Source organism: Arthrobacter sp. SLBN-53, assembly GCF_006715585.1.
Taxonomy (GTDB): Bacteria; Actinomycetota; Actinomycetes; order Mycobacteriales; family Mycobacteriaceae; genus Mycobacterium; species Mycobacterium neoaurum_A.
Genome location: NZ_VFNN01000001.1, coordinates 3,227,140 through 3,244,873 on the forward strand (window position 1 = coordinate 3,227,140; position 17,734 = coordinate 3,244,873).

General features: G+C 66.1%; 23 protein-coding genes. 13 read left to right on the forward strand and 10 right to left on the reverse strand.

Going from position 1 to position 17,734, the window contains the following annotated elements:
• Positions 1–47 precede the first annotated feature (47 nt).
• Positions 48–977, reverse strand: a complete 930-nt coding sequence (locus FBY28_RS15420) for a LysR family transcriptional regulator (RefSeq protein ID WP_141868152.1) — start codon at positions 975–977, stop codon at positions 48–50.
• Positions 978–1,077: 100 nt separating this feature from the next.
• Here FBY28_RS15420 and FBY28_RS15425 point away from each other — a divergent pair, with 100 nt between their 5' ends.
• The 4 genes from FBY28_RS15425 to FBY28_RS15435 all read left to right on the forward strand — a co-directional run bounded on the left by FBY28_RS15425 (position 1,078) and on the right by FBY28_RS15435 (position 2,880).
• A complete protein-coding gene (locus tag FBY28_RS15425; RefSeq protein WP_141868155.1) occupies positions 1,078–1,434 on the forward strand; it encodes a CBU_0592 family membrane protein in 357 nt (118 codons plus the stop codon).
• Positions 1,435–1,507: 73 nt separating this feature from the next.
• Complete coding sequence (locus tag FBY28_RS25790; RefSeq protein WP_160145494.1) at positions 1,508–1,678, forward strand: hypothetical protein; 171 nt, start codon at positions 1,508–1,510, stop codon at positions 1,676–1,678.
• 24 nt (positions 1,679–1,702) lie between these two features.
• A complete protein-coding gene (locus FBY28_RS15430) occupies positions 1,703–2,269 on the forward strand; it encodes a TenA family protein (RefSeq protein WP_141868157.1) in 567 nt (188 codons plus the stop codon).
• Positions 2,266–2,880 (forward strand): TenA family protein, encoded by a 615-nt coding sequence (locus FBY28_RS15435; RefSeq protein WP_141868159.1) that lies wholly within the window; start codon positions 2,266–2,268, stop codon positions 2,878–2,880. The genes FBY28_RS15430 and FBY28_RS15435 overlap by 4 nt, the downstream gene beginning before the upstream one ends.
• A gap of 18 nt (positions 2,881–2,898) precedes the next feature.
• Here the strand turns inward: FBY28_RS15435 and FBY28_RS15440 are convergent, their stop codons facing one another.
• The 4 genes from FBY28_RS15440 to FBY28_RS15455 form a co-directional block, all read right to left on the reverse strand.
• Positions 2,899–3,462 (reverse strand): type 1 glutamine amidotransferase domain-containing protein, encoded by a 564-nt coding sequence (locus FBY28_RS15440; protein WP_141868161.1) that lies wholly within the window; start codon positions 3,460–3,462, stop codon positions 2,899–2,901.
• Between the two features lie 46 nt (positions 3,463–3,508).
• Positions 3,509–4,261 (reverse strand): SDR family NAD(P)-dependent oxidoreductase, encoded by a 753-nt coding sequence (locus tag FBY28_RS15445; protein WP_141868163.1) that lies wholly within the window; start codon positions 4,259–4,261, stop codon positions 3,509–3,511.
• Positions 4,262–4,273: 12 nt separating this feature from the next.
• Positions 4,274–5,287, reverse strand: coding sequence for an acetamidase/formamidase family protein (locus tag FBY28_RS15450; protein WP_141868166.1), 1,014 nt, complete (start codon positions 5,285–5,287; stop codon positions 4,274–4,276).
• Between the two features lie 66 nt (positions 5,288–5,353).
• Positions 5,354–5,794 carry a MarR family winged helix-turn-helix transcriptional regulator gene (locus FBY28_RS15455; protein WP_141868168.1) on the reverse strand — a complete coding sequence of 147 codons (441 nt, stop codon included), beginning with the start codon at positions 5,792–5,794 and terminating at the stop codon, positions 5,354–5,356.
• Positions 5,795–5,900: 106 nt separating this feature from the next.
• On the opposite strand from FBY28_RS15455, the gene FBY28_RS15460 reads away from it, so the two are divergent.
• The 4 genes from FBY28_RS15460 to FBY28_RS15475 all read left to right on the forward strand — a co-directional run bounded on the left by FBY28_RS15460 (position 5,901) and on the right by FBY28_RS15475 (position 9,890).
• On the forward strand, positions 5,901–6,977 hold the full coding sequence (locus FBY28_RS15460; protein ID WP_141868170.1) for a substrate-binding domain-containing protein: 1,077 nt from the start codon (positions 5,901–5,903) through the stop codon (positions 6,975–6,977).
• A gap of 96 nt (positions 6,978–7,073) precedes the next feature.
• Positions 7,074–7,697 (forward strand): AmiS/UreI family transporter, encoded by a 624-nt coding sequence (locus FBY28_RS15465; RefSeq protein WP_141868172.1) that lies wholly within the window; start codon positions 7,074–7,076, stop codon positions 7,695–7,697.
• An 80-nt stretch (positions 7,698–7,777) separates the two neighbouring features.
• Positions 7,778–8,815, forward strand: coding sequence for an aliphatic amidase (locus tag FBY28_RS15470; RefSeq protein ID WP_141868174.1), 1,038 nt, complete (start codon positions 7,778–7,780; stop codon positions 8,813–8,815).
• A 10-nt stretch (positions 8,816–8,825) separates the two neighbouring features.
• A complete protein-coding gene (locus FBY28_RS15475; protein WP_141868176.1) occupies positions 8,826–9,890 on the forward strand; it encodes an AAA family ATPase in 1,065 nt (354 codons plus the stop codon).
• Here the strand turns inward: FBY28_RS15475 and FBY28_RS15480 are convergent.
• Positions 9,887–11,119 carry an alpha-hydroxy acid oxidase gene (locus tag FBY28_RS15480; RefSeq protein ID WP_141868178.1) on the reverse strand — a complete coding sequence of 411 codons (1,233 nt, stop codon included), beginning with the start codon at positions 11,117–11,119 and terminating at the stop codon, positions 9,887–9,889. The two genes, FBY28_RS15475 and FBY28_RS15480, sit on opposite strands and share 4 nt — an antisense overlap.
• Positions 11,120–11,316: 197 nt before the next feature.
• On the reverse strand, positions 11,317–11,739 hold the full coding sequence (locus FBY28_RS15485) for a nitroreductase family deazaflavin-dependent oxidoreductase (protein ID WP_141868181.1): 423 nt from the start codon (positions 11,737–11,739) through the stop codon (positions 11,317–11,319).
• A gap of 75 nt (positions 11,740–11,814) precedes the next feature.
• On the opposite strand from FBY28_RS15485, the gene FBY28_RS15490 reads away from it, so the two are divergent.
• Positions 11,815–12,642, forward strand: coding sequence for a sulfurtransferase (locus FBY28_RS15490; RefSeq protein ID WP_141868182.1), 828 nt, complete (start codon positions 11,815–11,817; stop codon positions 12,640–12,642).
• Between the two features lie 9 nt (positions 12,643–12,651).
• Here FBY28_RS15490 and FBY28_RS15495 read toward each other — a convergent pair whose 3' ends face one another.
• Positions 12,652–13,158: a hypothetical protein gene (locus tag FBY28_RS15495; protein WP_141868184.1), complete on the reverse strand. Its 507-nt coding sequence runs from the start codon at positions 13,156–13,158 to the stop codon at positions 12,652–12,654.
• Entirely contained in the window at positions 13,155–14,060 is a 906-nt protein-coding gene (locus FBY28_RS15500; protein WP_141868186.1) for an alpha/beta hydrolase fold domain-containing protein, read from the reverse strand. The genes FBY28_RS15495 and FBY28_RS15500 overlap by 4 nt, the downstream gene beginning before the upstream one ends.
• Here FBY28_RS15500 and FBY28_RS25905 point away from each other — a divergent pair.
• From FBY28_RS25905 to FBY28_RS15510, 3 genes are all read left to right on the forward strand, one after another.
• Complete coding sequence (locus FBY28_RS25905; RefSeq protein ID WP_174241502.1) at positions 14,059–14,307, forward strand: hypothetical protein; 249 nt, start codon at positions 14,059–14,061, stop codon at positions 14,305–14,307. The genes FBY28_RS15500 and FBY28_RS25905 overlap by 2 nt on opposite strands.
• 91 nt (positions 14,308–14,398) lie before the next feature.
• Positions 14,399–15,256 (forward strand): DUF559 domain-containing protein, encoded by an 858-nt coding sequence (locus FBY28_RS15505; RefSeq protein ID WP_141868188.1) that lies wholly within the window; start codon positions 14,399–14,401, stop codon positions 15,254–15,256.
• A gap of 139 nt (positions 15,257–15,395) precedes the next feature.
• The gene (locus tag FBY28_RS15510) at positions 15,396–15,854 is read left to right on the forward strand and encodes a PPOX class F420-dependent oxidoreductase (protein WP_141868190.1); all 459 of its coding nucleotides are present in this window, start codon (positions 15,396–15,398) and stop codon (positions 15,852–15,854) included.
• A gap of 4 nt (positions 15,855–15,858) precedes the next feature.
• On the opposite strand, the gene FBY28_RS15515 is transcribed toward FBY28_RS15510, so the two are convergent.
• Complete coding sequence (locus FBY28_RS15515; protein ID WP_141868192.1) at positions 15,859–16,659, reverse strand: thioesterase family protein; 801 nt, start codon at positions 16,657–16,659, stop codon at positions 15,859–15,861.
• Between the two features lie 157 nt (positions 16,660–16,816).
• Between FBY28_RS15515 and FBY28_RS15520 the strand changes: the two genes are divergently transcribed.
• Complete coding sequence (locus tag FBY28_RS15520; protein ID WP_141868194.1) at positions 16,817–17,671, forward strand: LysR family transcriptional regulator ArgP; 855 nt, start codon at positions 16,817–16,819, stop codon at positions 17,669–17,671.
• Positions 17,672–17,734: the final 63 nt, after the last annotated feature.

A 17,734-nucleotide genomic window follows, 5' to 3' on the forward strand; every position in this document is an offset into this window, starting at 1 on the left:
GCTGAAGCGCACCTTGACAACTACACAGCGAAACCCGGTCCGAGGTATCAGGATGTCTGCGCCGCCTCGTCGGCGGTGATGTTCAACACCGCCTCGTGGATGAGGGCGAGGACTGCATCGAGCACCGCGCTCGCGTGCTTGCCGCGTGCGTAGCTGCGCAGCACCACGCGGCGGGTCCCCAGGCCGGGCACGTCGACCGTCTCCACGCCGTCTTGCGGCATTCCGCGCAGCGCGAGCATCGGGATCAACGTCATGCCCTCGCCGGCGGCCACCAGCGCCAAAGCGGTCTGGGTGCCGAAGTAGCGATGCACGATGGGCTGATCCAGTCCGATGGAGCGGCTCAGCCGCGCGGCCGCCCTGGCCGTCGCCGACGATGGTTCGACGCCGACCCATGGCAGCGGAAGGCGGCCCAGCTCGGTGACATCGGTGGCCAGGGTGCCTGCCGGCACCGCCAGCTTCCACGGTTCGTCGAGCAGGGGTACCTCGACGATGCCGGCCGGCGGCCGCCGCGGGATATCCGCGGAATCCAGTTCGACTATGGCAGCGTCCAATTCGCCATCCTTGAGCGCGCGCATCAGCGGCTCCTGGTCTGCCTCGACGACCTCGAAACGGATGCCGGGCAATTGATGGCGCCACTCCGGCAGCATCGGCGCGATCACGACCGACAGGAAGCTCTGAAATCCGCCGAGGCGCATGGTGCCGTGGATCTCGGCTTCGCCACGCTCCAGTTGCAGCTGTGCCTCGGCCAGCGCGCGTTCGATCTGCTGGGCGGCCTCGGCCAGGATCTGGCCCTCGTGGGTGAGCGCCGAACCGTTGGTGGTGCGGGTGATCAGCACGCGGTCTGTCTCGCGTTCCAATCGGGTGATCTGCTGCGACACCGCCGACGGCGTCATCTGCAAGTCATCGGCCGCGGCGAGGACGCCGCCCTCGCGGGCCACCGCCAGTAGATAGCGCAGTCGGCGCGGATCGATATCCATTCACGAAAACTACACTGACAATACACATCTATTCAATTGTGTTTAATGCATCCGACGTTGATACTTCTGCTGGTTTTGGTTGGCACGAAGGCGGTTTTCGATGATTGCGGCAACCCTTGGTTGGGCCGGGGCGGCAGGTACGTTGTTCGCGTACCTGGCGGTCAGTCGTGGTTGGCTGGGCGGGAAGTCACGCCGCTACGCCGCGCTCAACATCACGGGTGGACTCATGGCGGGCGCCGCCGCGGGGATGTATGGCGCCTGGCCGAGTGCCGCGTCGAACCTCGTCTGGGCGTTGATCGGGGTCGCGTCCTTGTCGACCCATCTGCGGGAGGCGCGCCGACATCGGCTGGTGCTGGTCTCGACCATGCCGGCACCGCGCTACTCGCTTCGGCGGGTCATCGCCGCGCCGTCCGCGCCGGTCGCTCCGGTCGTTGCCGAGGTCCAACCCTGCGCCTGAGCGCACGGGATTACCGCGCGCTTTCCGATGCGCGAATCTCCCCGGGTCGCACAGTGACCTGCGCCATGATGGCGTGAGCGCGTTCGCCGGCTCCGGCTCCGGTGCCGTGCCCGTCACCTCGATGATTCGTTCCGGCGCGACGTTCGACATTGCCGGGGCCATCTCGATCATCGCGCTGTTGCCGTTGATGGTCGCGGCTCCTGGGGTTGGATGCATGAGCCGGCGGCAGCCATGCCGGGACTGAACCGCAGCGGCTAGTCTCGTCGGCGTGTCTGATGACCTCTGGGCCGCCGCGACCCGTCACGCGTTCCTCGACGCGGTGCGTGACGGAACCGTCGCCGCATCATCCTTCGACCGTTGGCTGTCCCAGGACGCGCTGTTCGTCGCCGACCTGCTGACCTTTCAGGCACGCCTGCTCGCCCGTGCTCCGCGTTCGGCACAGGGAGTGCTGGCCGGTGGGTGCGCGGCGTTGGTCGCCGAACTGGACTGGTTCGACGGTCATGCCGCCGACCGCGGGTTGGCCTCGGATCCCGAACCGTTACCGACCACGCTGGCCTACCGGGAGTTGTTACGGCGGCTGGACAACGAGCCGTTCGAGGCCGCCGCCACCGGCCTGTGGGTCATCGAGCGCGTCTACCTGCTGGGATGGACCTCCGCGAAATCCGCCGACTCGCCGTACTCCGAGTTCATCGATCACTGGACGGTTCCGGAATTCGCCGACTATGTCGACGGTCTGGCAGTGCTGGCGCAGCCACAGCACCACGCCGATCTGGTCGACGAGGTGCTCCGGCTGGAGGTCGACTTCTGGAACATGGCCTGGGCGGACCCGTCATGAATCTGTCGGCACAACTCTGGGCGGCCAATGCCGATATCGTCGCCGAGGTCCTGGACAATCCGTTCGTGCGGGGGATCGGTGACGGGTCGCTGGACAAGACCTGCTTCGCCGGTTATGTCGCCCAGGACGCGTTCTTCCTCGAATCCTTTGCGCGCGCCTACGCATTGGCATTGGTGCGCAGTCCCGACACGGAATCGCTGCTGACCTTCGCCGATCTCCTCGCCGGTGTCCGCGAGGAACTGCGCCTGCACGCCTCCTATGCCGCCCGGTGGGATATCGATATGGCGGCCGTACAACCGGCAGCGGCCACACTGGCCTACACAGAATTCCTGCTGGCGACCGCGGCCACCGGCGAAATCGGCGTCATCTGCGCGGCCATGACTCCTTGTATGCGGCTTTATGCCCACATCGGCTCGGCGCTGGATGCCGACTGTGCCGGGCCCTACGCGGAGTGGGTGCGTACCTACGCGGATCCCGAGTTCGATTCGGTGGCAGCGCTTTTGGAGCGGCTGCTCGATCAGCATGGAGAGGACGCCCCGGCGGTCCGGGAAGCCTATCGACGTGCGATGCGCTTGGAACTCCAGTTCTTCAGTGCCGCGTACGACGCCTGAATCCGCCGGGACCGGCGGCTACGCCTGCGAACCGTGGGCGATCGCGTCGACCACCGCTGCGCAGAACGCGGGCAGATCATCGGGTGACCGGCTGGTGATCAGGTTGCCGTCCACCACAACCTCCTCGTCGACGACGGTCGCACCCGCATTTCGCAGGTCGGTGCGCAGGCTGGGGTACGAGGTCAGGGTGCGGCCCTTGGCCACACCGGCCTCGACCAGAGTCCACGGACCGTGGCAGATGACCCCGACCGGTTTGCCCGATTCGACGAACGCCCGGACGAATGCGACGGCATCGTCGTCGGCGCGCAGCTTGTCGGCGTTGACCGTGCCACCAGGTATCACCAGTCCATCGAATTCCTCGGCGCGGGCGTCTTTGACCAGGCGGTCGACCTGGTGACTACCGGACGGTTCCAGATCGTGATCACGAGCGGAGATGTCGCCGTCCTGCAGCGAAAGCAGGGTCACGGTGGCGCCGGCCTTGTTCAGCGCGTCGCGGGGTTCGGTCAGCTCAACGCGCTCGACACCGTCGGTGGCGAGGATGGCAACGCTCTTCTCGGCGAGTACGGCATGTGGATCTGTCATCCGTCCCGGATTCCACGACCGCGACGCAGCCAAACACGCCGAGCTCTCAGAACTGCACGCCGCGGGTCAGCGCACCGTCGACCAGCAGATTGGTCCCGGTGATGAAGCCGGCGGCCCGACTGGACAGGAACACCACCGCGTTGGCCACCTCCGCAGGGGTGGCCATTCGCCCAGTCGGGTTCAGCGCAAGTGCGGTCGCGAACAGTTCCGGGTCGTTCTGCTCGATCGACGACCAGACCCCGTCGGGGAAGTAGGTGTTGCCAGGACTGACGGTGTTGGCCCGCACCCCTTTGCCTGCCAGCTGGTAGGCCAGGCCCTGTGTGTAGTGGATGATCGCGGCCTTCATGGTGCCGTAAGGCCCTGCCGCAAAATCGATCTCGCGCCCCGAGACGCTCGAGATGGTCACGATCGAGCCGTCGCCGCTTGCTTGCAGATGCGGCAGTGCGGCATCGACCAAACCAACCGTGCCCATCAGATCGACCTCGAAGCTGGTGCGCCAGTTCTCCGCCGACTCCGGGATGGCCAGGGCGCTGACATTGGCGACCACACCGTCCAAGCCGCCGAAGGCGTCGGCGGTCGCGTCCACCCAGGCTGCCAGGGCCGCGGTGGCGCCCACATCGACAGCGGTTCCGATGGCGCCACTGCCGAGTTCCTGCTGGGTCGCGGCGACAGCCTCGGAGGTGCGGGCACAGAAGGCCACCGTTGCCCCTTCGGCGAGGAGGCCCTCGACCACCGCCCGGCCGATACCGCGGGTACCGCCGGTGACCGCGAAACGCTTGCCCTTGAGTCCGAGATCCATCGGTCATGCTCCTCAGTAGGTGATGCTGCCCAGAGTCTTTGCCGCAGCACGAAGCTCGGAATGCACACCGCCGTATGCCGCGGCGGTGGGCAACAGCTTCTTCTCGATCTTGGTCACCGAACTGTAGTTCGTGTCGACGACGTTCGCGATCGGTGCCAGCGAGATCTGGGTCAGCAGCTGGTATGCGTCGAAGCGATCCAGCCCGTAGAGTTCGCCCAGCCAGGTGATCATCTCCACCTGCCCGGCCCGCCAGGCCTCCTCCAAGGGTCGGCCCGAGCCGATACACATCAGGTGGGTGTCGGTCTCCAGTCGCGGCCACGCGGGGCCGCCACCCTTGATCAGCTCGACGATGGCTGTGACGTTCATGGCACCCTCCACGGCGGTGCCGCAGGACTCGCCCTCGCCCTGGCGGTAGTGACCGTCTCCGAGGGAGAACAATGCGCCGGGCACATTGACCCGCAGGTAACAGGTTGCGCCCGCGGTCATCTCCGGGGTGTCCATGTTGCCGCCGAACACGTCGGGAACCAGCGAGGTGCGCACCTCACGGCGGGCAGGGGCCACCCCCACCGTCCCGAGCATCGGATTGGCCGGCAGCGCGACCTCGAAGTTGCTGCCGTGGGCCGAGAAGCCGACGGTTCCGGTTGCCGCGTCGTATTCATAGATCCAGGTGCGTTCGGGCAGCGGTTCCTGAAGTGTCGGATTGACCGGGACACCGGTCAATCCTCCGAAGAACGGGATCAGGGTGGATGCACCCCAGCCGCGGGCCGGAGTCAGATCCACCAGATGCACGGCCAGCGTGTCGCCCGGTTCGGCACCCTCGATCCAGAACGGTCCGGTCTGGGGGTTGAGGTCCTCGGTGTCCAGTGCGCTGCTGGCGATATCGTCGGCGCTGGTGATCCGGCCACCGTAAGCATCCTCGGTCCACAGCCGCAGTGCCGTCCCCGGCTTGATCCGCATGACCGGTTCGGCGCCACCGAAGGTGAAGGCGAACTGCTCGGGTGTCGGCACGAAAGTGATGTGGTCCATCCGGCCATCTTTGTCGCACTGCACCCGTGTGCGCCACCGATGCCCGAAAGACACTGCGGTGCAGCGCTAGTGAGCTGACCGACTTTTGGGCTGCTGCCTGCTTCCGATGCTGGTCCGCACCGCCGGGCCGTGAACGTCGAGCCAGCTGCGTTCGGCGGCTTCGATTGCGGGACGCAGTTCGTCGTGCAATGCGGTACCGCGCGCGCTGAGATACACCCGCACCTTGCGGCGGTCGAACTCGTCGACCTCGCGGTACACCAGCGAGCGGGACACCAGCTTGTCGACCACCCGGGTCTGGGTCGGTCCGGCGATCAGCGTGGCGGACTGCAGCTCGGCCATCGTCAATCCGTCACCGGTTGCCAGGGCGTCGACGACGAGCCAGTGATCCAGTCCGAGATCGGCGCCCTGCAGCTCGGCTTCCAGGTCGCTGCCCAGGCGCCGTGCCGCGCGGAGTACGACGAGGGCTGTCGAATGACCCGCACCCGGTGCCGCCGACGCGCTCGACATGACGAACATCCCCTCAAACCCTTGCCGATCGCGTGTGGAGAGCGCGATACTTTCAGTTGGAAACGATAGCAGTTGAACGCGCATAAGCACAGGTGAGGACGAGAAGATGACGGGTCCGCCCTCGACAGGTGGCGACCCCGAGCGTTGGCGGATAGCCATGGTCGTGCCGCTCCAGGGCCCGGGCGGGGTGTTCGGACCCGCCTGCGAGGCGGTGAGCCACCTCGTCGCACAGGACCTCAATGCCGCGGGCGGTGTCCTTGGCCGCGAGGTGCAGATCGAGGTGGTCGACGGGGGAGCGGCCCCCGGCGTGGTTGCCGACCGGATCGACGCGCTCATCGGGTCCGGCCGCATCGACGCGGTCAGCGGGTGGCACATCTCTTCGGTACGCAACGCGCTGGCGCCGGTGGTCGCCGGGCGGGTGCCCTATGCGTATCCGGCATTGTACGAAGGTGGTGAGCGGCGCCGCGACATCTACTGCTGCGGGGAGACTCCGGACGCGCAGATCGCTCCGGCGTTGCGATGGCTGCGCGACAACGTCGGTGCTCGCCGGTGGTTCATCGTCGGCGACGATTATGTCTGGCCGCGCTCGTCGATGGATTCGGTACGTCGCTACGCGCGAGAGCTCGGTCTGGATATCGTCGGCGGTCGGTTTGTCGATCTCGGCAGCGCCGATATGACCGAGGTCGTCCGCGCGGCGGTGGCATCCGGTTGTGATGCCGTTCTGATGCTGTTGGTCGGACACGATGCCATCGAATTCAACCGCACATGTGCCGAACTGGGCGCCGATGCATCGTTTTTGAGGTTCAGTCCGCTGATGGACGAGAGCATGCTGTTGGCCAGTGGTGAGGAAGGTACGCGGCGACTCTTCTCGGCAGCGTCCTACTTTCGCTCGATGGTCGGTGCAGGCCCGATGGAACTGCTGGGCCGCTATCTCGAATTGCATGGTGCTACTGCGCCTCCGCTGAGCGGAATCGCCGAAGCATGTTACGAGGGACCGCAGTTGTTGGCACGCCTGATTCATCGGGCCGGTAGGCTCACCGATATCGCCACCGCCGACGGCCTGTCTTATGAGAGCCCAAGGGGCACTGTGCAATTCCGACACGATGGAACCCTGCAGCCGGTCCATCTCGCCGCGGCCGACGGTTTCGACTTCGAGGTGCTCACCACGCTGTCGCGTCATTGAGCCGATCGCGGCCGCCCGGCCACCCTTGACACTGTGGCCGGGCTCACATACTTTCATTTGGAGATAATCCAGATGAAACCAATGGCGAGGTGTCGAGTGAACAATGTCGGATTGCTCTATGTCGGCGCGGTCCTCTTCGTCAACGGCCTGATGCTGCTCGGGCGGATACCGGCCCGCTCAGCGGCGGTGCTCAACCTGTTCGTGGGAGCGCTGCAGTGCGTCGTCCCCACCGTCATGCTCATCCAGAATGCCGGTGACCCGGCTGCTGTGCTGGCCGCGTCCGGCTTGTACCTGTTCGGCTTCACCTATCTCTACGTCGGCGTGGTCAACTTGGCCGGGCTCGAACCCGAAGGGCTGGGCTGGTTCTCGCTGTTCGTCTGCGGCGCGGCTGTCGTCTATTCGATCCTGTCGTTCACAGTGTCCGGTGACCCCGTATTCGGCGTGATCTGGCTGTCCTGGGCGGTGTTGTGGTTCCTGTTCTTCCTGGTGCTGGGCCTGCGTCGTGAGGAACTGACCCGCTTCACCGGCTGGGCGGTGACCCTGCTCAGCCTTCCCACCTGTGCCGTGCCCGCCTTCCTGGCGCTCACCGGCACCTACCAAACCTCGGGAGCGCTTGCCCTCGGATGGGCGATCGGGCTCGCAGCACTGCTCCTGATCGCCAAACTGCTCAGCCCCGGACCGCGTCAGATTCCCGTGGCCGCTGGTGCGGCATATCGCTGACAGCTACCTCGTGCCGAGCCTATCGATTCGTCAATCCAGTTGTTCGCACACCATTTTCACCAACCAGAAGGAGAAACAGCATGCGTCACGGTGACATCTCGTCCAGTCCGGATACCGTCGGTGTCGCGGTCGTCAACTACAAGATGCCCAGACTGCACACCAAGGAGCAGGTTCTGGACAACGCGCGCAAGATCGCCGACATGATCGTCGGGATGAAGTCCGGACTTCCCGGCATGGATCTCGTTGTCTTTCCCGAGTACTCGACTCAGGGCATCATGTATGACCCCGATGAGATGTACGCCACCGCCGCCACCGTTCCGGGTGACGAGACCGATATCTTTGCCGCCGCCTGCCGGAAGGCGAAGACCTGGGGCGTCTTCTCCATCACCGGTGAGCGGCACGAGGATCACCCGAACAAGCCTCCGTACAACACGCTGGTCCTGATCGACGACACCGGCGAGATCGTGCAGAAGTACCGAAAGATCCTTCCGTGGTGCCCGATCGAGGGCTGGTACCCGGGTGACACCACCTATGTGAGCCAGGGTCCGAAGGGTATGAAGATCTCGCTGATCATCTGTGATGATGGCAATTACCCCGAGATCTGGCGCGATTGCGCGATGAAGGGTGCCGAGCTCATCGTGCGTTGCCAGGGCTACATGTACCCGGCCAAGGACCAGCAGGTGATGATGGCCAAGGCGATGGCATGGGCGAACAACTGCTATGTGGCGGTCGCCAACGCCGCCGGATTCGACGGTGTCTACTCGTATTTCGGTCACTCGGCAGTGATCGGCTTCGACGGCCGCACCCTGGGCGAGACGGGTGAGGAGGAGTACGGCATCCAGTTCGCCCAGCTGTCCCTCTCGGCCATCCGCGATGCCCGACAGAACGATCAGTCGCAGAACCATCTGTTCAAACTGCTGCACCGCGGCTATTCGGGTGTGCATGCCGCCGGCGACGGTGACAAAGGTGTGGCCGATTGTCCGTTCGAGTTCTACAAGCTGTGGGTCACCGACGCGCAGAAGGCGCAGGAAGTTGTCGAGTCGATCACCCGTGACACTGTCGGCGTCGCGGATTGCCGGGTCGGCTCGCTGCCCGTCGAACAGACCGCCGAAGCCTAGGAGTTTTCACGTGCCGTTCCTCACGGACATGTACCACGAGCAGAATGCCGCGCAGGAGGACCGCGCCGATGAGGCCACATCGTCGCCGGATCCGTCGGTGGCGTTCGACCAGAGGCGTTTTCGTGAGCGGCTGGGTAGCAGAATTCTCGGTCAACCCGATGCGATCGACGCCGTCGCTCGTGCGGTGGCGATCGCCCACGCGGGTATCGCCGATCCCGGTCGGCCGCTGGCCAGCGTACTGCTGGTCGGCCCGACCGGGGTCGGCAAGACCGAGCTGGTCCGACAGGTCGCGGCGGAATTGCGTTCGGGACCCGACGACCTGTGTCGCATCGATATGGCGGCGCTGGCCCAAGAGCATTACGCCGCATCGTTCTCCGGCGCCCCGCCCGGCTACGCCGGCAGCAAGGAATCGTTCACCTTGTTCGACCGGAGCAAGATCGAAGGTGACCCGTACACACCGGGCATCGTGCTGCTCGACGAGATCGAGAAGGCCGATCCCACGGTGATCCGCGCCCTGTTGCACGTGCTCGACAGTGGTCATCTGCGGCTTGCGAACGGGCGGGAGACCATTTCCTTCCGTAACAGCTACATCTTCATCACGTCGAATCTCGGCTCCAGAGATGTCGCCGACGGCGTACGACGGCGCGCCCGACGATGGCTGGGTCGGAAGACCGTTGCACACGAGGAGTACTCGCGGAGCCTGGTCGTTTCCGCCGTCGAGGACTTCTTCGATCCGGAGTTCTTCAATCGCATCGACGAAACTGTCGTGCTCGACCCCTTCCGGCCGTCGACAGCGCGACAGGTGACGATGCGTGAGGTCGACCTGGTGTGCCGCCGGCTCGCGGCGGAGTCGGTACGTCTGGATGTGGACGGATCGGTGCTGGATGTGTTGCGCGGCAGTGGTTTCGACCCGGTGTACGGCGCGCGCGGGTTGCGCAGGACCATCCGCGAACAATTGGTCGCTCCGGTGGCCGAGGCCCTCATCGTCGCACGCCCGGCGGGCCGAGAACCCTTGTCGCTGAGGGCGTCAGTGGTCGACGGCCGTGTCGTGGTGGCGGTGTCGCGCCCGGCCTAACCTTCGCGCGGTATCAGCCGCCGGAACTGGGTGACGTGTTCGGGGGTCAACTCGTCGAGAGCGGTCACGCCGAGCAGTCGCATGGTCCGGGTGATCTGTTCGGACAGGATCTCGATCATCCGGTCGACACCGGCCTCTCCGCCCGCCATGAGCCCATACAGGTAGGCCCGGCCGACCAGCGTGAACCGGGCGCCGAGCGCGATCGCGGCGACGATGTCTGCGCCCGACATGATCCCGGTGTCCAGGATGATCTCGGTGTCAGCGCCGACGGCGGCGGCCACCTCGGGCAGGAGGTGAAAGGGGATCGGTGCTCGATCGAGTTGGCGTCCACCGTGATTGGACAGCACCATGCCGTCCACTCCGAGTTCGGTCACCGCCCGGGCGTCGGCAACGGTCTGGATTCCCTTGACGACGAGTTTTCCCGGCCATTGGGACTTGATCCACGCCAGGTCCTCGAACGTGACGGTGGGGTCGAACATGGTGTCCAACAGTTCGGCAACCGTGCCCGACCACCGGTCCAACGTGGCGAAAGCCAGCGGTTCGGTGGTGAGGAAATCGATCCACCATTGGGGTCGTGGGATCGCGTTCAGTACGGTCTTGGCCGTCAATGCCGGGGGAATGGACATTCCGTTGCGCTTGTCGCGCAACCGCGCTCCGGCGACCGGCACGTCGACTGTGACCAGCAGTGTGTCGTAACCGGCCGCGGCGGCCCGATCGACCAGCGCCATGGAACGGTCTCGGTCTTTCCACATGTACAGCTGGAACCAATTGCGCCCGTGCGGATTAGCTGCCTTGACGTCTTCGATGGACGCGGTGCCCATGGTGGACAGTGAGAAGGGGATGCCCGCGCGGCTCGCGGCCCGGGCTCCGGCGTACTCGCCTTCGGTCTGCATCATCCGGGTGAATCCGGTCGGCGCGATACCGAACGGCAGCTCGGAGCGACCGCCCAGGATGGTGCAGCTGGTGTCGACCTTGGATACATCGCGCAGGATAGCCGGGTGAAATTCGATGTCCTGAAAGGCCTGTCGGGCCCGGGCCAACGACAGCTCGGCCTCGGCGGAGCCGTCGGTGTAATCGAAGGCGGCCTTCGGCGTACGTCGTTTGGCGATGGCGCGCAGATCCTCGATGGTCAGCGCACCGGCGAGGCGGCGCGTGCGCGCATTGAACTCCGGCTTCTTGAACTGCATCAACGGAGCCAGGTCGGCGATCCTCGGGACGCGGCGTTGCATGTATCGACCTTTCTACCCGGCGCGGCCGGAGCGCTCTGGCGTAGCCTGCGCCAACACAACCTACCGCAACGGTCCGGGGTCGAGTTCGTCGTCATGTCCCAGGGACACACGCTGCAGGAAAACCCAATTGGGCCGGCAGCGTCACCGCGCCGATCAGCGGGACCCGGCGATCCCGGGTCCCGCCGATCGTGATGTCGCTATTCCAGCACGAAGACCGGAATCTGGCGGTCGGTCTTGGTCTGGTACTCAGCATAGGGCGGATATGCCTGCACGGCCAGTTCCCACCAGTGGGCCCGCTCGTCGCCTTCGACCTCGCGCGCGGTCAACTCGACCACCTTGTCACCGTCCTGCGCGGTGACCTGAGGGTGTGCCTTGACGTTGTGATACCAGGCGGGGTGTGCCGGGTCGCCACCCTTGGAGGCGATCATGGCGTACTTGCCGTTCTCCTCTACCCGCATCAGCGGCACGTAGCGCTTCTTGCCGGACTTCGCGCCGGTGGTGGTGAACAGCACGACCGGTCGGTCGAGTACCTCGACCCCTTCGGTGGTGCCCTGCTCGAGGATGCGTTTGGTCTGTTCGCGGACCCAGTCGGTGGGGCTCAGTTCGGGATTGTCGGCCATGGGCTCTAGAACACCACATCGCGGCGTATTGTTTCCGGTTTCGACGACCGGCTCACCATCTGGGACGCTGGATATATGACCGATGTGTTCATCACCGCCGCCGAACTCGCGGACATGCTCGCTGCCGGCGAGCCGGTGACCGTGCTGGACGTGCGCTGGCAGCTCACGCAGCCCGACGGGCGTGCCGACCATCAGCGCGGGCACATCCCCGCAGCGGTGTATGTGTCCCTCGACGACGAGCTCAGCGATCATGCGGTGACCGGACGCGGTCGTCACCCGTTGCCGTCGGGGGCACAGCTGCAGGACGCCGCACGGCGCTGGGGCGTACGCCGCGGGGTGCCGGTCGTGGTGTACGACGACTGGAACCGAGCCGGATCGGCTCGCGCCTGGTGGGTCCTGCGGGCCGCCGGTGTCGAGGACGTGCGGATTCTCGATGGTGGACTGGGTGCGTGGACTGCCGCCGGGCACTCCCTGGAGACCGGGACTGTCGACCCCGAGCCTGGCGATGTCGTGGTCATCCACGAGGATCTGTACGCCGGCGCGATGCCGACCGTGACCGCCGACGAGGCCGCCGTCCATCCGAATCTGCTCGACGCCCGGGCGCCGGAGCGCTTCCGCGGCGAGGTCGAACCGGTCGACGCCGTGGCCGGCCATATTCCCGGCGCCCGCAACCTGCCCAGCACCGCTGTCCTCACCGAGGATGGCACCGTGCTCTCCGAGGACGAGCTCTCCGCACTGGGCTGGACGTTCGGTGGGAGCGAGCAGGTCGGTGTGTACTGCGGCTCGGGTGTCACCGCTGCGGTGCTGGTGGCGGCGCTGGCCGCCGCGGGAGTGGACGCCGCCCTGTTCCCGGGTTCGTGGTCGCAGTGGTCGGCCGACGATCGTCCCGTCGAGACCGGCTGAGCCGAGCGGCTAGTGGTGCGCGATCATCTTGACCGCGACCACGGCCGCGCCCGCCGTGGTCAGCAGCAGCACCGCCAGCAGTTGCTGCCACCAGAGCAGACCGGCCCGCCGTACCGCGAGGTAGGCGATCAAGGCCATTTCGGCGACCAGGAACCACATCGCGATCCACACCGCGGTGGCGGTATCCATCACCCCGAAGCCCGCAAGCGCCAGGATGAAGGCCGGCGCGGCGGCGGCCTGCATGATCTGACCCGAGGCCGCCAACATCGACCAGGCCGCGCGGCCGCGCGGTGCGGCTCCCTCGACGCTGAGCCGAGCCACGAACTCGGCCAGCAACGCCGCCGCCCACAAACCGCCCGCGGCCACCGCGACATCGAGCACCCGGTACCAGGCATTGGTATCGGCGTCGGTATAGCGGGCCAGGGCGGCCAACGTCGCCAGGCATGAGATCGCGCCGTACAACCGCTCCCGTAGTGCGGCGACGACGTGTTCGACGGGAGGCTCGGCCGTACTCATGACAGCCGCTCCGACAAGAACGCTGCGATCTCCCGTATCGACGCGTCCATGATCGAGCGGTCCCCCTGGGTGTTGAATGCGTGGTCGGTCGGGTAGCCGGTATGGACGACGTCGACGCCGGCCGCGCGTAACCGGTCGGCCACCTCGATCATCTCCGGGCCCAAGGTATCCAGGTCGCCGGTCTGGATGAGCGTCGGAGGCATCTTCGCCGGCAGCTCGTCGTCATAGTACGGCGAGGCGATCGGGTCGGCGTGACTCGCCGGATCCACGAAATACATTCTGGCGGAGAACTTCTGAAGTGTCGGAGAGATGATCGGGTTGGCCTTGGGAGACGTGCGGCCGGTGCGCGTGCAGTCGGCCACCGCGTAGGACAGCACCGCGGCCCGCAAGGCGATGCCCGCCTCGTGGGCGTACTGGGCAAGGTTCATGCTCAATTTGCCGCCGGCACTTGCGCCGCCGACGCTGATGCGGTCACCGTCCCAGCCCTGCTGGTCGGCATGGTCGACCACCCACTGCAGGACGTCGATGCATTCCTGCTCCGCCACCGGGAAGAGCACTTGTGGGGCCGTGTGGTAGTCGATTGCCAACACCGCGCAGCCGACATCGGAAGCCAGGAAACGGCAGATGTGGGCATCTTCAGCGGTGTTGCGCAGCACGAAACCACCGCCGTGGATGTCGATGTGCAGGGGCGGGGCGCCGGGCCCGGCCAGGGGCGCGGACGGATGCGGCCGATAGACGAAACAACGGACCGGCCCGTGCCGGGTCGGCACCGCGACGATATCGGGCGGGCCCACCGGCTGGGCGGGCTTGGGAATGCCCGGCGGACGAAAGACCAGCGGCGCGGTCTGTTGGGCCAGGTAGGCCAGGGCGTACTCCAGCGGCGCGATGCGTGGGTTCGCCATGGCTGTCACCGTAGCGGGTTTCGTGACGGCACGTTACGGACTCCGAATCGCATCGATCGGATGGCTCGACCCGGTGCACACCGTGATCCATGGTGGCGAGATCGGCAAGCAGATCATCCTCAACGCCTTCGACACGAACTGTGTCGCTCATATCACGGCAGGCACATGGCGGCTCCCGGAATCGCAGGCCACCCGGTACAAGGGATCTGGAGTACGGACCCGGCCTTTCGGCATTCCTGGCCTGTGATTTGTGGAGTCTCAGCCGTGACGATGGCGGCTGAGACTCCACAAATCGCAGACGTTGGAACCGGTCGGCTCGCCGCTGCGTCCAAGTCAGCATGCTCGCGGACATCTTGCGTCGCCACGACGGCGTCGTCACCCTCGCTCATGCGCTATCAGCAGGCTTGGGTCAGGACGCTGTCGACTACCGGGTGCGTACCGGTCAGTGGCGCCGGTGCGCGAAGGGGGTGTACTTCGCCGACGATCGTGAGTTCACCGACCGGGCTCGGATCCGCGTCGGCGTATGGGCCTACGGTGACCAGGCTGTCGGTAGCGGACTGACGGCGGCGTGGTGGCAGCGACTCACACAGTTCGCGCCGGACGTTGTCGAGGTCACCGTGCCGAGAGAACGCCGACTTCGCTTCCAGCCCGGCACCACACTGCGTCGCCGCGATCTCGATCCGCGGGAGATCGTCGAGGCCGACCACCTTCGGGTCACCGCTCTGCCGCTGACGGTTGTCGAAGCGGCCGTTCGACGGCGCGGTGGCGCCGCGTTGATGGACGCAGCCCTGCAACGCCACGTCGACCTGCGGGCGCTGTGGAGGGCGCACCTCCACAACAAGGGTCGCCACGGTGAACCGGCCGCGCGAATACTGTTGCGTGCCGCCGAGGACGGAACGCGTTCTGCTGCAGAGCGATTGCTCGGCAAGCTCCTGCGCTCGGCGGGTATCACCGGGTGGAAGGCCAACTATCCGGTCGCCGGCTACAAGGGTGATTATGTGTTCGTCGACCGCAAGCTGATCCTCGAAACCGATGGCTGGGCATTCCACAGTGCTGCTGACGATTTCAACAACGACCGGGTGCGCCAGAATGCGCTGATCCTCGCCGGCTATCTGGTTCTGCGATTCACCTGGCTGGACCTCACCGAATACCCCGATCGGGTCATCGCCCAGGTTCAACGTGCCCTCACGCGGTGATTTGTGGAGTCTCGGCCGCCATGGTCACGGCTGGGACTCCACAAATCGCCGCGCCGCCATGGTCATCGGCGCGGCGGTCTCACGTTGGCCGCCCACCGCAAACTGATCGTCAAGTAGTCCGGCGCACTAGAATCGGTGCATGGCCCGTAACTATGCGACCGCTGACACGGTCACCCGTGACGAGTTGCTCGCCTTCGTCCGGCCGCGCCACCAGATGGTGCTGACCACGTTCCGTTCTGACGGCTCGTTACAGACCTCGCCGGTCAGCGGTGGTGTCGACGAGCAGGGGCGGATCGTGATCGCGAGCTATCCGCAGCGGGCCAAATCGCGCAACATCAGCCGCGATCCGCGGGCCAGTGTGACGGTGTTGTCCGAGGAGTTCCACGGACCGTACGTCCAGATCGACGGCGATGCCGAGTGCATCGATCTGCCGGACGCTGTCGAGCCGTTGGTCGACTACTTCCGCGCCGTCGCCGGTGAGCATCCGGATTGGGACGAATACCGGCAGGCGATGGTGGACCAGGGCAAGTGCCTGCTGCGTATCACTCCTCGACGGTGGGGCCCGGTTGCCACCGGGGGCTTCCCGCCGCCGAGCTGATCGTTCACCTCCGGCCGGCCGGGTCGAAGCCGGAACTGGCGATCGCGGTCGACAATCCGATGCCGATCGGTCCGAGATGGTCGAACAGTGCCGTCGATCCGGTGGCGATACCGTCGGCGGCGCTGTGGGTCTGCACGGCCAGGCCGATGGACGGGCCGTCGGGTAACCGACTCAGCGTCAGGGTGTAGTCGGCGTTGATGAATGCCAGCCCGGCGGTGCTGAAGTTCGCCATCGAAGCGGTGATGTCGACCGCCATCGCCGCACGCACGAACGCCGTCATCGACTCGCCCTGCACCAGCTCCCGGAACTCGCGAACCCAGGCATAGCGCGGTCCGTCGTGCTGCCACGGGAAGTCGGCATCATCGGATGCCCCGTAGGCCCGGATGAACATCGGCATGTTCTCGGCGATGGCATCGGGTTCGTCCGGTATCGGCGGCAGTTCCACCGGTGCGGTCCAGAACCGGCCGGGCGGTTGAACGCTGCGCCGAAGGAACAGCGCGGATGCCCGGGCGACCACGTCGCCGCCCTGGGTCATGGTGGCGTCCATCGAACACATCCGCCGACCGGTCCGCAGCACCGAAGCGTTCGTACGCACCGGCTCGGTGGCCACCCGCCGCAGGATGTCGACCGTCAGCCGGGCCGGATGCAGATCGGGGTCGGCGACCTGCTGCTCGATGGCCCTGGCCAGCAGGCCGCCGATGACCTGTCCGCCCAGGGTGGGGCCCCAGCCACCGTGGGCGACCGGGTTGGGCGCGAACTCGTCCCCGTGGCGCGTCGTGAACGGTGTCGCCGCGGTGTCTGCCATCTCGGCATATTACAAAGATAGGCTGTGTTGTAATGACAAAAGCGGCATCTGGTCGATCCCGGCGCCGGACTCATCCATCGGCTTTCCGGCTGTGAACGCCCCCAACGAATGGTGTTGTGCGTCAAAGAAAGCTGGCCCAGTCCTCTAATCTTGACGGGTGAAACTGGACGGTCAGCAGTTGGCGGCCTTCGCCGCCGTACTCGACCTCGGCAGTTTCGATGCTGCCGCCGAGCGCCTGCACATCACCCCGTCGGCGGTGAGTCAACGGGTCAAAGCCCTTGAGCAGCGGGTGGGTCAGGTTCTGGTGGTCCGGGAGAAGCCCTGCCGCGCGACCCCCGCCGGAGTGCCGATCCTGCGCCTGGCTGCCCAGATCGCCACCCTGGAATCGGAGGCGCTGGCCGAAACCTCCATCGGATCCGCCGAACGCACTCGCATCGCGGTCGCTGTGAACGCCGACTCGATGGCCACCTGGTTCACCGCGGTGTTCGGGCTGCTGCCCGAGGTGCTCTTCGATGTGCGCATCGAAGACCAGGATCACTCGGCCCGGTTGCTTCGGGAGGGTGCGGTGATGGGCGCTGTCACCACCGAACGGGCCGCGGTGCCGGGCTGTCGGGTCCAGTCGCTGGGCGTCATGCGCTATGTCCCCGTCGCATCGGAGGATTATGTGGCGCGGTACCTACCGGAGGGATTCACGGCCGCCGCTGCCGCACAGATGCCCTCGTTGGCGTGGAATCGCGATGACGCTCTGCAGGACAAGCTGATTCGGAAGGCTTTCCGGCGCGATATCCACCGTGCCGTGCACTATGTGCCGACGGCCGAGGGGTTCGGCGCTGCCGTGCGCGCCGGCCTGGGCTGGGGGATGTATCCGGAGCAATCGGTGACCGAGGATTTCGTGCAGATATCGCCGGTCCATCTCGACGTGCCGCTGTTCTGGCAGTCTTGGAAGCTGGATAGCGCATTGGTCGCCTCGATCGGTCGCGCCGTGTCGACGGCGGCTCGCACCCTTCGCTGATCCGGCGCGGAAAAAGGTGACCTACGGCCCGGCGGGCCGTAGGTCACCTTATGGCTTCTCTAC

Bases quoted from the DNA above. Each gene is read 5' to 3' on its own strand.
- FBY28_RS15420 (WP_141868152.1), bottom strand. From the start codon at position 977: ATGGATATCGATCCGCGCCGACTGCGCTATCTACTGGCGGTGGCCCGC.
- FBY28_RS15425 (WP_141868155.1), top strand. From the start codon at position 1,078: ATGATTGCGGCAACCCTTGGTTGGGCCGGGGCGGCAGGTACGTTGTTC.
- FBY28_RS15435 (WP_141868159.1), top strand. From the start codon at position 2,266: ATGAATCTGTCGGCACAACTCTGGGCGGCCAATGCCGATATCGTCGCC.
- FBY28_RS15440 (WP_141868161.1), bottom strand. From the start codon at position 3,462: ATGACAGATCCACATGCCGTACTCGCCGAGAAGAGCGTTGCCATCCTC.
- FBY28_RS15445 (WP_141868163.1), bottom strand. From the start codon at position 4,261: ATGGATCTCGGACTCAAGGGCAAGCGTTTCGCGGTCACCGGCGGTACC.
- FBY28_RS15450 (WP_141868166.1), bottom strand. From the start codon at position 5,287: ATGGACCACATCACTTTCGTGCCGACACCCGAGCAGTTCGCCTTCACC.
- FBY28_RS15455 (WP_141868168.1), bottom strand. From the start codon at position 5,794: ATGTCGAGCGCGTCGGCGGCACCGGGTGCGGGTCATTCGACAGCCCTC.
- FBY28_RS15460 (WP_141868170.1), top strand. From the start codon at position 5,901: ATGACGGGTCCGCCCTCGACAGGTGGCGACCCCGAGCGTTGGCGGATA.
- FBY28_RS15470 (WP_141868174.1), top strand. From the start codon at position 7,778: ATGCGTCACGGTGACATCTCGTCCAGTCCGGATACCGTCGGTGTCGCG.
- FBY28_RS15480 (WP_141868178.1), bottom strand. From the start codon at position 11,119: ATGCAACGCCGCGTCCCGAGGATCGCCGACCTGGCTCCGTTGATGCAG.
- FBY28_RS15485 (WP_141868181.1), bottom strand. From the start codon at position 11,739: ATGGCCGACAATCCCGAACTGAGCCCCACCGACTGGGTCCGCGAACAG.
- FBY28_RS15490 (WP_141868182.1), top strand. From the start codon at position 11,815: ATGACCGATGTGTTCATCACCGCCGCCGAACTCGCGGACATGCTCGCT.
- FBY28_RS15495 (WP_141868184.1), bottom strand. From the start codon at position 13,158: ATGAGTACGGCCGAGCCTCCCGTCGAACACGTCGTCGCCGCACTACGG.
- FBY28_RS25905 (WP_174241502.1), top strand. From the start codon at position 14,059: ATGGCTGTCACCGTAGCGGGTTTCGTGACGGCACGTTACGGACTCCGA.
- FBY28_RS15500 (WP_141868186.1), bottom strand. From the start codon at position 14,060: ATGGCGAACCCACGCATCGCGCCGCTGGAGTACGCCCTGGCCTACCTG.
- FBY28_RS15505 (WP_141868188.1), top strand. From the start codon at position 14,399: ATGCTCGCGGACATCTTGCGTCGCCACGACGGCGTCGTCACCCTCGCT.
- FBY28_RS15510 (WP_141868190.1), top strand. From the start codon at position 15,396: ATGGCCCGTAACTATGCGACCGCTGACACGGTCACCCGTGACGAGTTG.
- FBY28_RS15515 (WP_141868192.1), bottom strand. From the start codon at position 16,659: ATGGCAGACACCGCGGCGACACCGTTCACGACGCGCCACGGGGACGAG.